Origin of the sequence: Pseudomonas tohonis, from assembly GCF_012767755.2 — a bacterium.
In the GTDB taxonomy this organism is placed as follows: domain Bacteria; phylum Pseudomonadota; class Gammaproteobacteria; order Pseudomonadales; family Pseudomonadaceae; genus Metapseudomonas; species Metapseudomonas tohonis.
This window is the reverse complement of record NZ_AP023189.1, coordinates 3,789,949-3,803,154: the sequence shown is the minus strand read 5'-3', so window position 1 is coordinate 3,803,154 and position 13,206 is coordinate 3,789,949. Positions and strand designations below refer to the sequence as shown.

General features: G+C 66.8%; 11 protein-coding genes. 5 read left to right on the top strand and 6 right to left on the bottom strand.

Annotated features, from left to right (window positions below; all coding sequences use genetic code 11):
- Positions 1-29: 29 nt before the first annotated feature.
- The gene (locus HSX14_RS17170; RefSeq protein ID WP_173180284.1) at positions 30-2,600 is read right to left on the bottom strand and encodes a bifunctional diguanylate cyclase/phosphodiesterase; all 2,571 of its coding nucleotides are present in this window, start codon (positions 2,598-2,600) and stop codon (positions 30-32) included.
- Between the two features lie 242 nt (positions 2,601-2,842).
- On the bottom strand, positions 2,843-4,225 hold the full coding sequence (gene chrA / locus HSX14_RS17165; RefSeq protein WP_173180281.1) for a chromate efflux transporter: 1,383 nt from the start codon (positions 4,223-4,225) through the stop codon (positions 2,843-2,845).
- Between the two features lie 480 nt (positions 4,226-4,705).
- Here chrA and HSX14_RS17160 point away from each other — a divergent pair, with 480 nt between their 5' ends.
- From HSX14_RS17160 to HSX14_RS17140, 5 genes are all read left to right on the top strand, one after another.
- On the top strand, positions 4,706-5,509 hold the full coding sequence (locus tag HSX14_RS17160) for a glucose 1-dehydrogenase (protein ID WP_173180280.1): 804 nt from the start codon (positions 4,706-4,708) through the stop codon (positions 5,507-5,509).
- Positions 5,502-7,340, top strand: coding sequence for a glycoside hydrolase family 15 protein (locus HSX14_RS17155; protein WP_173180279.1), 1,839 nt, complete (start codon positions 5,502-5,504; stop codon positions 7,338-7,340). Before HSX14_RS17160 ends, HSX14_RS17155 begins: the two co-directional genes overlap by 8 nt.
- A gap of 34 nt (positions 7,341-7,374) precedes the next feature.
- On the top strand, positions 7,375-7,896 hold the full coding sequence (locus tag HSX14_RS17150) for a hypothetical protein (RefSeq protein WP_173180278.1): 522 nt from the start codon (positions 7,375-7,377) through the stop codon (positions 7,894-7,896).
- A 12-nt stretch (positions 7,897-7,908) separates the two neighbouring features.
- Entirely contained in the window at positions 7,909-8,358 is a 450-nt protein-coding gene (locus tag HSX14_RS17145) for a DUF421 domain-containing protein (RefSeq protein ID WP_173180277.1), read from the top strand.
- Positions 8,359-8,466: 108 nt separating this feature from the next.
- Positions 8,467-9,324 carry an SDR family oxidoreductase gene (locus HSX14_RS17140; protein ID WP_173180276.1) on the top strand — a complete coding sequence of 286 codons (858 nt, stop codon included), beginning with the start codon at positions 8,467-8,469 and terminating at the stop codon, positions 9,322-9,324.
- A gap of 421 nt (positions 9,325-9,745) precedes the next feature.
- On the opposite strand, the gene ppk2 is transcribed toward HSX14_RS17140, so the two are convergent.
- The 4 genes from ppk2 to HSX14_RS17120 form a co-directional block, all read right to left on the bottom strand.
- Complete coding sequence (gene ppk2, locus HSX14_RS17135; RefSeq protein ID WP_173180275.1) at positions 9,746-10,549, bottom strand: polyphosphate kinase 2; 804 nt, start codon at positions 10,547-10,549, stop codon at positions 9,746-9,748.
- 13 nt (positions 10,550-10,562) lie between these two features.
- Entirely contained in the window at positions 10,563-11,522 is a 960-nt protein-coding gene (locus tag HSX14_RS17130; protein WP_173180274.1) for an HlyD family secretion protein, read from the bottom strand.
- A gap of 3 nt (positions 11,523-11,525) precedes the next feature.
- Positions 11,526-11,906 carry a DUF3302 domain-containing protein gene (locus HSX14_RS17125; protein ID WP_173180273.1) on the bottom strand — a complete coding sequence of 127 codons (381 nt, stop codon included), beginning with the start codon at positions 11,904-11,906 and terminating at the stop codon, positions 11,526-11,528.
- Positions 11,907-12,204: 298 nt separating this feature from the next.
- Positions 12,205-13,155, bottom strand: coding sequence for an alpha/beta hydrolase (locus tag HSX14_RS17120; protein ID WP_173180272.1), 951 nt, complete (start codon positions 13,153-13,155; stop codon positions 12,205-12,207).
- Between the last annotated feature and the right edge of the window lie 51 nt (positions 13,156-13,206).

The window sequence follows — 13,206 nt, the reverse complement described above, 5'->3', positions numbered from 1 at the left end:
GGGCGCCTCCGTGAGGCCGCAGCGGCGGTTCACTCCTTCGCGGTCGCCTTGCCCAGCAACGCAGTGAAGCCATCGATATCCAGCGGCCTGCTGAGGAAATAGCCCTGGCCTTCCTCGCATGACATCGCCTTGAGCATGTCCAGATGCTCGGCGGTTTCGATCCCCTCCGCGGTCACGGTCAGCGACAAGGCGTGCCCCAGCTCCACGATCGCCCGGATGATCGCCTTGTCCTCCTCGCTGACGTGCGTGCGGTTGAGGAAGCTCCGGTCGATCTTCAGGCCATCGAAGGGGAAGCTGCGCAGGTAGCTCAGGGACGAATACCCCGTTCCGAAGTCGTCCATCGCCAGGCGCACGCCGAGTCCCTTGAGCCTGCGCATCAGCTCCAGCGCTCCTCCGGCATCGTCGAGCATGACGCTTTCGGTGATTTCCAGTTCGAGCCGGGAGGGGCTGATGGCCGAGTCGGCGAGCGCCTTGCCGATCCGCCCGGCCAGGCCGTCGCCCTTGAATTCGAGGGGCGAGAGGTTGAGTGACAGGAACAGGTGGGCCGGCCATTGCGCTGCCTGGTGGCAGGCGGTGGCGATCACCCAGTCACTCAGCGCGATGATCAGCCCGGTCTGCTCCGCAATGGGGATGAAGGTGCTCGGCGGGACTAGCCCGAGCTCGGGGTGTTGCCAGCGGACCAGGGCCTCCGCACCTGTCATCTGCCCGTCGGCGAGGCGGTAGCGCGGTTGGAAGTGCAGCCTCAGCTCTCCCTGCGTGATGGCGTTGCGCAGGTCGGTTTCCAGGCGCCGGCGCTCGATGATCCTGGCGTTCATCTCGCCCGAGTAGAACCGCCAGGTGCCACGGCCCGCCGCCTTGGCCTCGTACAGGGCGATGTCCGCATAGCGCAGCAGCTCGCTGGCCTCGGCCGCATCATTGGGCGCCATGGCGATGCCGATGCTGGCGCTCACGTAGGTGGGCTGCTGGTTGATGCTGATGGGCCGCTTGATGGAATCGAGCACGCGCTGGCACAGGGTCTCGACGTTGGCTTGCGAGCCGATATGCGAGAGCAGCAGGACGAATTCGTCGCCCCCGATCCTGGCGACCAGGTCCTTGTGCCGGACGCAATCGGCCAGGCGATCCGAAATCTCGTTGAGCACCTGGTCCCCCGCCGCGTGGCCGAGCAGGTCGTTGACCGATTTGAAACGGTCCAGCCCGACGAAAAGCATCACCAGCGGCTGCTCGCGCGTCGGCCTGGCTTTCAGCTTGCCGTCGAGGAACTCCCTGAGTCGCGCACGGTTGGCGAGCCCCGTGAGGGCGTCATGGCGGGACAGGAACTCGATTCTCCGCCGCGCTTCGATCTCCCCGGTCACATCGGTTGCGGTGCCCCGAAAGCCCTGGCCGTCGATGGCTCGCGCCGAAATGCGGGTGACCCGCTCCTGGCCGCCGCAGCCGAGGAAGCGGCAGAGGATGCTGTTGTCCGCAGGGAGGCCGGTGCGGCTCAGCCACTCGGACAGGGCGCCGCCCTCGGGAGACAGCAGCTCGTCGATCGGTTGGCCGATCCAGGCGTCCCGGTCCAGCCCGGTGACCGCCTGGAAACGCTCGGAAAGGAAGGTGAAGCGTCCCTGGCTGTCGATTTCCCATATCCAGTCGGAACTGGTTTCCACGATGTCGCGAAAACGCGCCTCGCTGATCGCCAGGGCGTCCTGGCTGCGCTGCAGGGAGACATAGCTCGCATCCAGCGCCATGGCGCCGACCGTGGTGCGGCGCAGCAACGCCCAGGCCATCAGGCACACCAGCAACGCGATGACGCCCAGCAGCGGGAAGCCCAGCGCCAGCAGGCGCCGGCCGGGTTTTTCCGCATCCCAGTGGAGGCTGCCTGCGGCCCCGTGTTCGCCCAGGGCGAGAATCGTCTTGTCGTTCAGGTCGGCCGGGGTTGCAGTGCGCAGCCCCTCGACGCCGTACTCCCTGCCCAGTTGCTCCAGGGAGGCCGGGTCCAGGATGCGCACGAAGATCAATACCGAAAATGGCCCGGTATCCGGCCGAATGGACGGGTCCGATCCCGGCGTGATGGCTGCTGCCGCGACCAGGGCGGGCTGCCCGTCGATATCCACGAATGCCGTGACGGGGGTTTCCGACTCCGCTCCGAGGCGGGCCTGGTCGAGGAGTGGCCCGAGGGCGCGCTTGAGCCAAAGCGAGGCGTCCGTGGGTTGCTGTTGGCCATTGATCACGGCGTACCGGGTGTGGCCGGCGCCATCCACGACGAACACCCCTTGCAGCCCGAAGTCGTCGAACAGGGTCGGCCCCAGGTTCTGCCGAACATACGCCCAGTCCGGGTCCACCTCCTGATGCAGGTGGCGATAGGCATCCCCCCAGAACGCGTAGTCCCGGAGGGTCGAACGCAGTGATTTATCGAGTGAGTGAATGGCCTTCTCGGTGTAGAACGCGCTCTCTATCTCCTCGGTCTTGTCCAGGTCATGCCCCAGGTAGATGAGCAGATAGGCAGCGAGCAGGAAGGCGCTGGTGAGCAGCCCGAAGAACTTCAAGAGAGACGCCCGCGTCAACGCCACGCTGGAGCGATTGGGTGATGGCCTGTCCGTGCGCGGGGTTACGTCTGTCATCAAGTCCTCACTGGTGGAGGGCCGCGCGGCTCGGCGCGGCCCAGGCCATTTCAGTTTATGTGAGCGCGGAGAAAATGCTGGGGAGTATGCGCAAGGCCGCCCGGGCCGCGATGCAGCCACGGCCTAGAACAACAGACCTGCGCAGGGCGGAAAGTTGCAGGGATTGCGCAGCGAAGCCGTACCGGTGCGAACCCGGGTGGAATGGGGTGCGCACGATTACGCCTCGCCTCTGCCAGGGTCGGTCAGGCGGCCGATGCGGGCGATCCTTGCAGCAGGTACACCGTCAATCCGACCAGCGCACAGGCCAGCAGCACCTGGATCACGCCGCGCTTGAAATGGAACAGGGCGACGGCGGCGGCCAGCGCGATCAGCGCCGAGGGCCAGTCGAAGTGCCCCGCGAAACCCTGCGGCCACAGCACGTGATAACCGAAGAACAGCGCCAGGTTGAGGATCACCCCGACCACGGCGGCCGTGATGGCCGTGAGGGGCGCCGTGAACTTCAGCTCGTTGTGGGTCGATTCCACCAGGGGCCCACCCGCGAGAATGAACAGGAAGGAGGGCAGGAAGGTGAACCAGGTGACCAGGCTGGCGGCGACCGCACCGGCGAGGAAGGCATGCTCGGCGCCGAACACCTGCTGCACGTAGCCCCCCACGAAACCGACGAACGCCACCACCATTATCAGGGGGCCCGGCGTCGTTTCACCCAGGGCCAGGCCATCGATCATCTGCGTGGGGGTGAGCCAGCCGTAATGGCCGACCGCGCCCTGGTAGACATAGGGCAGCACGGCATAGGCGCCGCCAAAGGTCAGCAGCGCCGCCTTGGTGAAGAACCAGCCCATTTGCGTCAGCGTGCCGTCCCAGCCGAACAGCGCTGTCAGCAGCCCCATGGGCAACACCCACAGCGCCGCACCTATCGCCGCCAGCGAAGCCAGGCGTGACCAGCGGAAGCGCGCATGCTCCGGCGTGGGAGTGTCGTCATCGATCAGCGCCGGGCCGCTGGACTGCCGGGCCGCGCCATGGCCACCGCCGACGCTGAAGATCCCCGGGGCGAGGTGCCCACCTAAGTAACCGATGACGGCGGCTCCCAGCACGATCAGCGGGAACGGCAGGTTGAGGGCGAATATCGCCACGAACGAGGCGGCGGCTATCGCCCACAGCCAATTGTTCTTCAGGGCGCGGGAGCCGATGCGGTGAGCGGCCTGGACCACGATCGCGGTGACGGCGGGCTTGATCCCGTAGAACAACCCGGCCACCACCGGAACGTCACCGAAGGCGATGTAGACCCACGAGAGCGCGATCAGGATGAACAGCGAGGGCAGCACGAAGAGCGCCCCCGCGATCACACCGCCCCAGGTGCGGTGCATCAGCCAGCCGATATAGGTCGCCAACTGCTGGGCCTCCGGGCCGGGCAGCACCATGCAGTAGTTCAAGGCATGCAGGAAGCGGCGCTCGGAGATCCACCGCCGGCGCTCCACCAGCTCCTGGTGCATGATCGAAATCTGCCCGGCCGGGCCACCGAAGCTGATGAAACCGAGCTTGAGCCAGAACAGGAAGGCCTGGAACAGGCTGACGGGCTCGGTGCGGGGTAGATCCTGTGCTGCCGGGGGCAGGGTGGTCTCATCCATTGGCGCTCTCGTTGTTTGCAGGTGCCGCCAGCAGCCGATCGAACGTGCAGGCGGCTGTCAGCAGGTGATCGTCATCGGGAACGGTTCGTGCAGCCCGGGCGACATACGCTCGCCGCCCGTGCTTCGGCGGATCGAGCGGCACCGACTTCCAGGCAGTGCAGCAGTGCCCCGGCCGGGCCGGGCGAGCCCTGCCAGACACTTATCACATAATGATCGCTACGCTACGCCTGCTTCTACCCATTGTGAATATCCGGCAGTTGGCCGTCTGTGGCCTGGTTCGAATGGCCAAGCATGTCCGATAGCGCTCCGGGGCGAAGGGCATTTGCACGAGGAGCCGCCTGCCGGCACGGGCGCCCCTCAGCCGGGCGAGGGCAACGTTCCACTTCCACCAGCCCCTGCCACATCCCTCGGAACGAGACTCCCTGAACCTCTCTTGCTCCTCCCCGGTCAGCTTCTACAAGCGCGGAAAGGGGAGTAACCATGAGTATTTCGTTGCGGGGCCAGGTCGCCCTGGTGACCGGCGGCAGTTCCGGGCTGGGGGCTGCTTCTGCGCGGGCGCTGGCCGTGGCCGGGGCTGCGGTGGTGATCAACTACCACGCCCATGGCGAGTCGGCAGAGGCGCTGGCCGATGAGATAGCCGCCAGCGGCGGCGAGGCCATCGCCGTGGGGGCCGATATCTCCCGGGAGGATCAGGTCGAGCGGCTCTTCGCGCGCGCCCTGGAGCGCTTTGGCCGGCTGGATATCCTGCTGGCCAATTCGGGGCTGCAGAAGGATGCGCCGATCACCGAGATGACCCTGGACGACTGGAACGGGGTAATCGGCGTCAACCTCACCGGGCAGTTCCTCTGTGCCCGCAGCGCGGTGCGTCAGTTTCTCGCCCAGGCGCCGCGCCCCGGGCTTTCCCGGGCGCGGGGCAAGATCATCCACATGAGCTCGGTGCACCAGAGCATTCCCTGGGCCGGGCATGCCAACTACGCCGCGTCCAAGGGCGGTGTCGACCTGCTGATGCGCTCCATCGCCCAGGAAGTGGGCGAGCACGGGATTCGCGTCAACAGCATCGCTCCCGGTGCCATCCGCACCGCCATCAATGCCGAGGAAACCGCCGATGCCGCTGCCGAGCGCAAGCTGCTGGAGCTGATTCCCTACGGGCGCGTGGGTGAGCCGGAGGATGTGGCCAATGCGGTGGTGTGGCTGGCCTCCGACCTGGCTGACTACATGCACGGTGCCACCCTGGTGATCGATGGCGGCATGAGCCTGTACCCGGAGTTTCGCCACAATGGCTGACGCCCGTGCCACCGAGGGCGTGTCGCGGCAAGCCCCGATCCGCGACCACGGCATCATCGGCGATATGCGCAGCGCGGCGCTGGTAGCGGATACGGGCAGCATCGACTTCTTCTGCTGGCCGGATTTCGACAGCCCGACGGTGTTCGGTGCCTTGCTCGACGGTGATGACGCCGGTGTATTCCATCTGGCGCCGGACCTGCCCGACGCCCGCCGCCAACAGATCTACATCCCCAACACCAACGTGCTGCTGACCCGCTGGATCGCCCGCGACACGGTGGTGGAAATCACCGACCTGATGCCCATCGGTCGCCACGAAGATGACCTGCCGCGCCTGGTGCGGCGTGTCCGGATGCGCAATGGCGAGGCAACCCTGCGCATGCGCTGCAACGTGCGGCTGGATTACGGCCGGGCCGCGATGACGGTGCGTCGGGACGGCGACGATGTCCGTTTCGCCGCTGTCGGGCAGCCCAGCCTGCGACTGTCGTCGACGACCGCCCTGTCGGTCGAAGGGCAGAGCGCCGTCGCCGAGTTCGCGCTGCGACAGGGCGAGGTGGTCGAGTTCGTGATCGGCGCAGCGGACGACCCCAGCGTCAATGCCGGCCAGTGCCCGAGCTACCTGACCGACACCCTCGCGTTCTGGCGCCGCTGGTGCGGGCAATCCAGCTATCGGGGCCGCTGGCAGGAAATGGTCACCCGCTCGGCACTGGCCCTCAAGCTGCTGACCTCCCGCAAACACGGCGGCATCATCGCCGCGGCCACCTTCGGCCTGCCGGAAACCCTCGGCGGCGAGCGCAACTGGGATTACCGCTACACCTGGATCCGCGATGCGTCCTTCACCGTCTACGCCTTCATGCGCCTGGGCTATGCCGACGAAGCCAACGCCTTCATGGGCTGGGTGCGCCAGCGCATGGGCGACTGCTGCGACGCATCGCGCACGCTCGGTGTGCTCTATGGCCTGGACGGGCGCGCGGCAGTCCCCGAGGAGGAATTGCCGCACCTGGCGGGCTACGCCGGCTCCACGCCGGTGCGCGTGGGCAATGACGCCTACCAGCAGGTGCAGCTGGACATCTACGGCGAGCTGATGGACGCCGTCTACCTGGCCAACAAATACGGCAACGCCATCTCCCACGATGGCTGGCAGCATGCCACCCGCCTGGTGAATCACGTCTGCGAGCACTGGCAGGAAAAGGACGTGGGCATCTGGGAGATGCGCGGCAGCGACCGGCACTTCCTCCATTCGCGGCTGATGTGCTGGGTGGCCCTGGACCGTGCCCTGCGCCTGGCCTACAAGCGCTCCCTGCCGGCGCCGTTCGACCATTGGGTGCGGACCCGGCAGGCCATCCACGACGATATCTGGCAGCACTTCTGGAATGACGAGTTGGGCCACTTCGTCCAGTACCGGGGCGGGCGCAGCGTCGACGCCTCCATGCTGCTGATGCCATTGATGCGCTTCGTCGGCTCCAGCGATGCGCGCTGGCTGGCGACCCTGGAGGCCATCGAGCGCGCCCTGATGCGCGATGGCATGGTCTACCGCTACCGCAACGACGACGCCCATGACGACGGCCTGGTGGGCGAAGAAGGCGCCTTCACCGCGTGCTCCTTCTGGTACGTCGAATGCCTGGCCCGCGCCGGCCAGGTGGAAAAGGCCCATCTGGAGTTCGAACAGCTGCTGCGTTTCGCCAGCCCCCTGGGCCTGTATGCCGAGGAATTCGACGTGCAGGGCAATCACCTGGGCAACACGCCCCAGGCACTCAGCCACCTGGCGCTGATCAGCGCCGCCACCTTTCTCAATCGCAAGCTCGACGGCGACAAGACCCTCTGGCAACCCTGAACGGGACCGAGGGCCGCAGCGCGGAGGTGAACCCATGTCGGACGTGAAGTTGACCGAGCAGGAGGCCAGAAGCCGCAGCTACCCGGTGCAGGAGAACATGCCGGTGCAGCAGCGCCTGTGGCTCTTCGAACGGCTGGGGCTTTGGTGGATGCTGCTGATGGTGCTGCTGACCCTGGCCGGGTTGTTCTCCAAGGGGGTGTTGAGCAGCCACCGAATCAGCAGCGCGCAGGGGCACCTGAGCGTCGAGTACGAGGGCTTCCTGCGTAATGGCGCCACTTCCGTGCTGGTTATCGACCTTCAGGGGCAGCCGGGGGCAACGCTGCCCTTGGCCATCGAAGGCGAGCTGCTCGATGGCCTGACCGTGGAAAGCATCACGCCACCTGTGCCCGGGGCCGCCACCTTCGAAAGCACGGGCATGCGGCTGCAACTGCTGGCCGGCTCCGACGGCCATGCCCGGGTGCACCTGGGCATCCGCGCCGACGGGGTCGGGCTGTACCGCTCCGAGGTCCGGGGCGGCACGGGCAGCGTGCACCTCAACCAGTTCATCTACCCCTGATCCGAGGCGACCATGGACGCAGTGCTACGCGCGGCCGGCATCTACCTGGTGCTGTTGCTGATCTTCAAGTTCGCCGGGCGGCGCTCGCTGGCCGAGCTGACCCTCTTCGACCTGATCCTGCTGTTGATCATCAGCGAGGCGACCCAGCAGGCGCTGCTGGGCGACGATTTCTCCTTCACCAACGCGGCGCTGGTGATCATCACCCTGGTGGCCATCGATGTGGTGCTGGCCCGCCTGAAATGGCGCTGGCCGCAATTCGACCTGTGGATGGAGGGGTCGCCCACCATAGTGGTGGAAAACGGAACGCCGATTGAAGGTCGGCTGCGCGCCATGCGCATACGGGTGGAAGACATCCTCGAGGCCGCCCGGGAAAAGCAGGGCCTGGAGCGCCTGGAACAGATCAAGTTCGCCATCGTCGAGAAGAACGGCAAGATCTCCATCATCCCCGCCGAGGACGGCTGAACGGCCGTCGCCTGTGATCGCAAAGGTTGAACGGTGGCCGCAGCCGGCCAGTCGACCCCTGTGCAGCCGGTAATTCCTCCGGCTGCCAATCGTGACTGGAGAGCAGCGATGAAACAGTACCCAACGCCCCCGTTCCCCGCCCAGAAACAGCCGGTGCCCGGTTCGCAGCAACGCATGGAGCCTTACCCCGACTGTGGCGAGCAGAGCTACAAGGGCAGCGGTCGCCTGGCTGACAAGATCGCCCTCATCACCGGAGCCGACAGCGGCATCGGCCGCGCCGTGGCCATCGCCTTTGCCCGCGAGGGCGCCGATGTCGCCATCGCCTACCTGGACGAGCACGAAGACGCCAGGGAGACCGCCCGCTGGGTGGAAGAGGCCGGCCGCCGGTGCCTGCTGCTGCCGGGCGACCTGGCGCGCAAGGAGCAGTGCCACGACGTGGTGGCCAGGACCGTGGAAACCTTTGGCCGCATCGACGTGCTGGTCAACAACGCCGCGTTCCAGATGACCCATGCCGAACTGGCCGACATCCCCGATGAGGAATGGGTGCGCACCTTCGACATCAACATCACCGCCATCTTCCGCATCACCCAGGCGGCGGTGCCACACATGGCGGCAGGCAGTTCGATCATCAACACCACTTCGATCAACTCCGACACGCCCAAGCCCACCTTGCTGGCCTATGCGACCACCAAGGGCGCGATTGCCAACTTCACCGCCGGCCTGGCGCAGTTGCTCGGTGAAAAGGGCATACGGGTCAATTCGGTGGCGCCCGGGCCGATCTGGACCCCGCTGATCGTGGCGACCATGACCGAGGAAGACATCAAGAGCTTCGGCGCCGAAACGCCCCTGGGCCGCCCCGGCCAGCCGGTGGAGGTGGCCCCCATCTACGTGCTGCTGGCCAGCGACGAATCCAGCTACACCTCGGGCTCGCGCTACGGCGTGACCGGCGGCAAGCCCATGCTTTGAGCGACAGACAGGCGGAGGCCCAGGCCTCCGCCTGCCGGCCAATGAATTCGCCCCACGCAAAGGCATCGTGCCGCCGCTGGGCGTGACCGCTGCGTAGGGTGGAGGTCTCTTTTCACCTCCACCTGCTGTGCCCGTGCCGGGCTGCGAAGAGCGGGTGATGCGCCGTCTACCTGCGTGCAGGGCATTTCGCGAATGAATTCGCTCCCACGCAAAGGCATCGTGCCGCCGCTAGGCATGACCGCTGCGTAGGGTGGAGGTCGCTTTTCACCTCCACCGGCTGTGCCGTTCCGGGCTGCGAAGAGCGGTGATGCGCCGTTCACCTGCCTGCAGGGCATTTCGCGAATGAATTCGCTCCTACAGGAAGGCGCGGCGTTTTTCATGGTGCTCGTCCCGCTCATCCATGACGCCGGCCCGCCCCGGGTCAGAAGCGCTCGTCCACCATGCGGAAGGGGTAGGGCACGGGCTTGTAGCGGCCGATCTTGCCGCGCTTGGGCAGCTCGATTTTCTGCTCTTTGGTGATGTCCTGGTAGGGCACTTGCGCCAGCAGGTGGCTGATGATGTTCAGGCGCACGCGCCGCTTGTCTTCGGAGCGCGCCATGTACCAGGGCGCCCAGGAGGAGTCGGTGGCGGCGAACATCTCGTCGCGGGCGCGGGTGTAGTCGTCCCAGCGGTGGAAGGACTTGATGTCCATGGGCGAGAGCTTCCAGATCTTGCGGCCGTCGTGGATGCGCTCCTCCAGGCGGCGTTGCTGCTCCTCGGCGCTGACTTCCAGCCAGTACTTGATGAGGAGGATGCCGGACTCGACGATCATCCTCTCGAACAGCGGCACCACGGAGAGGAACTTGACGGCCTGTTCCTCGGTGCAGAAGCCCATGACCCGCTCGACGCCGGCGCGGTTGTACCAGCTGCGATCGAAGATCACCACTTCACCGGCCGCAGGCATGTGGTGCAGGTAGCGCTGGCCGTACATCTGGGTCTTCTCGCGCTCGGTGGGTGCCGGCAGCGCCACCACGCGGAACACCCGTGGGCTGACCCGCTCGGTGATCGCCTTGATGGTGCCGCCCTTGCCGGCGCCATCGCGGCCCTCGAAGATCACGCAGACCTTCAGCCCCTTGGCCACCACCCACTGCTGCAGCTTGACCAGCTCGATGTGCAGGCGCTTCAGTTCCTTCTCGTAGACCTTGCGCTCCAGCTTCTCGGCAGCCTGCTGTTTCTTCCTGGCCATGTCCCGTGCTCCATCAGTGGAAGGGGAAGATGTAGTTCATCCACGCGGCCATGCGCAGGAGGATCTTGCGCATGATGGCGACATGGTGGAAATGCTCGGAGTACAGCGCCGCCTGCCCGTAGGCGCCGCCCGGCATCAGGCTGCGGTACTGCTCGAAGTCGGGGTCGGTCACCTCCAGCACCACCGGCACGCGGCCCGGCGGGGGCGAGCCGGTGAAGCCGATCAGGTTGCCGCTGGGCTGCACCTGGCCTTCGGCGATCACCGGCATGACCATCTTCACGCGCGCCGCGAACACCTCGCCGGGGATGCCGTCGAAGGCGATCTCCGCCTCGTCGCCCGGGGTCAGGCGCAGCTGGCTGTTCTGCCGCATCCAGGCCACGTAGGAGTGGTCTTCCAGGGGCACGAAGACCATCGCCGGGCGCAGCGGCATCTTCACCGCGTAGATGCCCGGGCGCAGCGACACCTGGGTGACGTAGCCCTTGCCCGGAGCGCGGACGGTGGTGTTGTCCAGTTCGAACTGGGCGATGTTGAGCTGGCCTTGCAGGTCGTCCATGCGCGCCCGGGTGGTGTCGACATCGCGCAGGTTGCCGACGTTGCGCCGGGCCAGTTCGCTGGCACGGAACTGGTCAGCCTTGGCCGAGACGAGCTGGGCCTTGAGCGACTTGACCCGGTTCTCGAAGGGCGTCGGGTCGATGCGGAACAGCACGTCGCCCTTCTCCAGGATGCGGTTGCCCTGCACCGGCACCTCGATCACCTGGCCGCTCACGGCGGGCACGATCGGGGTGCTGACGAAGTAGCTGCGCGAGACCTCGGAGTAGGGGTGGTTGTAGTTCATCAGGAAGATCAGCGCGCCGATGAGGACGATGCCGCCCAGCACCGCCGTCGGCACGGTCCACTTGTTCAGCGGGATGCGGAACAGCTTGAAGATCGCCACGCAGATCGCGGTGTAGGTGAGGATGAGCAACAGGTCCATGGCTCAACCCTCCTGCCGTGGCAGTTCCACGGGCGCTTCGGCTGGTACGGCGGGGGGCGCCTCCAGGGCGGCCAGGCGCAGCTTCAGCTCGCCCAGCTCACGTTCCAGTTCCTGCAGGCGGGCGTCGTCCACGTGCGTCGGCTTCGGCGTGGTGGAAAAGCCCCAGCCACGGTCTTCGCGGTAGAGCGTTGCCCAGATCCACAGGAACGGCCAGATGGCGTGGAGGGTGAACAGGCTGATCCAGCCGGCGACGTGAATGGCATCCTGTTGCGGATGCTTGCGGTGCACGGCGATTTCATAGGGGATGTCGTGAATCGCGATGACCCCGTAGAACAACACGATGCCCACGAATATGAGCATTCCCAGCGCGACGTAGTCGAGCATTCCGGCCTCCTTGGCACGTGTGTGCAACAAAGACGCTAGCAGGCAAAACGGAGCGGCGCTTGGCCCGTATGTCGCCTTGGGCCTTGGTGCTCATGGCGGGGGATCGCGACCTTGCCGCGCGGCGATTTCCACCCTTCCAGGATGGCGTAGAGCGAAGCGAAACCCATGCTGCGGGCGTGCCAGGCGTCCACTGCCTTGCCGGGAACACCGCGCGGTGGTGCGCGCGGCGCACCCTACAAGAGCCCAACCCCTGGCCGCGTAGCCCGGGCTTCAGCCCGGGGATGATCTGGCGAGCGGGTCAGCGCGCGAGCAGCCATTGCTCCGCGTTGCGGTAGATCGAGGCCACCTCGTCGGTGATGCCGGACATGCGCAGGAAGTCGTGGGTGAAGCCGCGTTCCAGGGACAGGGTCACCTCGGTGCCGCCCTGGCGCAGGTGGTCGGCATAGGCGTGGCCTTCGTCCACCAGCGGGTCGTACTCGGCCAGCGACAGGTAGGTCGGCGCCAGCGGTGCGGTGGCTGGGCCGAGCAGCGGCGAGGCACGCCAGTCCAGGCGTTGCCCGGCGCTGCAGTAGTGCTGGTAGAACCATTCCAGGGTCAGGCTTTCCAGCAGGTAGCCCTCGGCGTAGCGGCGGTGGGAGTCCCGTTGCCGGCTGATGTCGGTGACCGGGTAGAACAGCAGCTGGGCGAAGGGCTTCAGGTGCTGCCGCTCCGGCGCGATCACCGCTTCGGCGGCGAGGACGGTGGCCAGGGTGGCGCCCACGCTGTCGCCGGCCACGGCGAAGCGCTGGGCGAGGCCCAGTTCCCGGGCGTGCCCGACCAGCCAGTTGGCGCAGTCGCTGGCGTCATCGACGGCGGTCGGGAAGGGCGCCTCGGGGGCGCGTCGATAAGCCGGGGCCAGCACCGCGAAGCGCCCGCTGGCGGCCAGGCGGCGGCACACCGGGTCGTGCGAGTCCAGGTCGCCCACCACGTAGCCGCCACCGTGGAAGTAGAGAATGGTCGGCAGCGCTTCGCCCTGCCGGTGTTCCGCCCGGTAGAGGCGAGCCTCCAGCTCGGCGCCGTCGCGGGTGGGGATGCCCAGCGGCGTCACCGCCACCGAGCCCGGCGGGTCGGGGTCGAGGACTTGCGAGGTCGTGGAGAACTCCTGCCGCGCCTGCTCGACGCTGAGCTCGTGCATCGGGCGGCTCTTGCCGCTCAAGCGTCCCAGCTCGGCCAGCTCCAGGAAGGCTTCGAGATTCGGGTCCAGGGACATAGGTGTTCCTTATCGTCGGTACGGATGGAAAAAGGGGCCCCCGGCAGGCCG

Excerpts from the sequence above, each read along its gene's own strand:
- HSX14_RS17170 (WP_173180284.1), bottom strand. The coding sequence starts at position 2,600 with ATGACAGACGTAACCCCGCGCACGGACAGGCCATCACCCAATCGCTCC.
- chrA (WP_173180281.1), bottom strand. The coding sequence starts at position 4,225 with ATGGATGAGACCACCCTGCCCCCGGCAGCACAGGATCTACCCCGCACC.
- HSX14_RS17160 (WP_173180280.1), top strand. The coding sequence starts at position 4,706 with ATGAGTATTTCGTTGCGGGGCCAGGTCGCCCTGGTGACCGGCGGCAGT.
- HSX14_RS17155 (WP_173180279.1), top strand. The coding sequence starts at position 5,502 with ATGGCTGACGCCCGTGCCACCGAGGGCGTGTCGCGGCAAGCCCCGATC.
- HSX14_RS17150 (WP_173180278.1), top strand. The coding sequence starts at position 7,375 with ATGTCGGACGTGAAGTTGACCGAGCAGGAGGCCAGAAGCCGCAGCTAC.
- HSX14_RS17145 (WP_173180277.1), top strand. The coding sequence starts at position 7,909 with ATGGACGCAGTGCTACGCGCGGCCGGCATCTACCTGGTGCTGTTGCTG.
- HSX14_RS17140 (WP_173180276.1), top strand. The coding sequence starts at position 8,467 with ATGAAACAGTACCCAACGCCCCCGTTCCCCGCCCAGAAACAGCCGGTG.
- ppk2 (WP_173180275.1), bottom strand. The coding sequence starts at position 10,549 with ATGGCCAGGAAGAAACAGCAGGCTGCCGAGAAGCTGGAGCGCAAGGTC.
- HSX14_RS17130 (WP_173180274.1), bottom strand. The coding sequence starts at position 11,522 with ATGGACCTGTTGCTCATCCTCACCTACACCGCGATCTGCGTGGCGATC.
- HSX14_RS17125 (WP_173180273.1), bottom strand. The coding sequence starts at position 11,906 with ATGCTCGACTACGTCGCGCTGGGAATGCTCATATTCGTGGGCATCGTG.
- HSX14_RS17120 (WP_173180272.1), bottom strand. The coding sequence starts at position 13,155 with ATGTCCCTGGACCCGAATCTCGAAGCCTTCCTGGAGCTGGCCGAGCTG.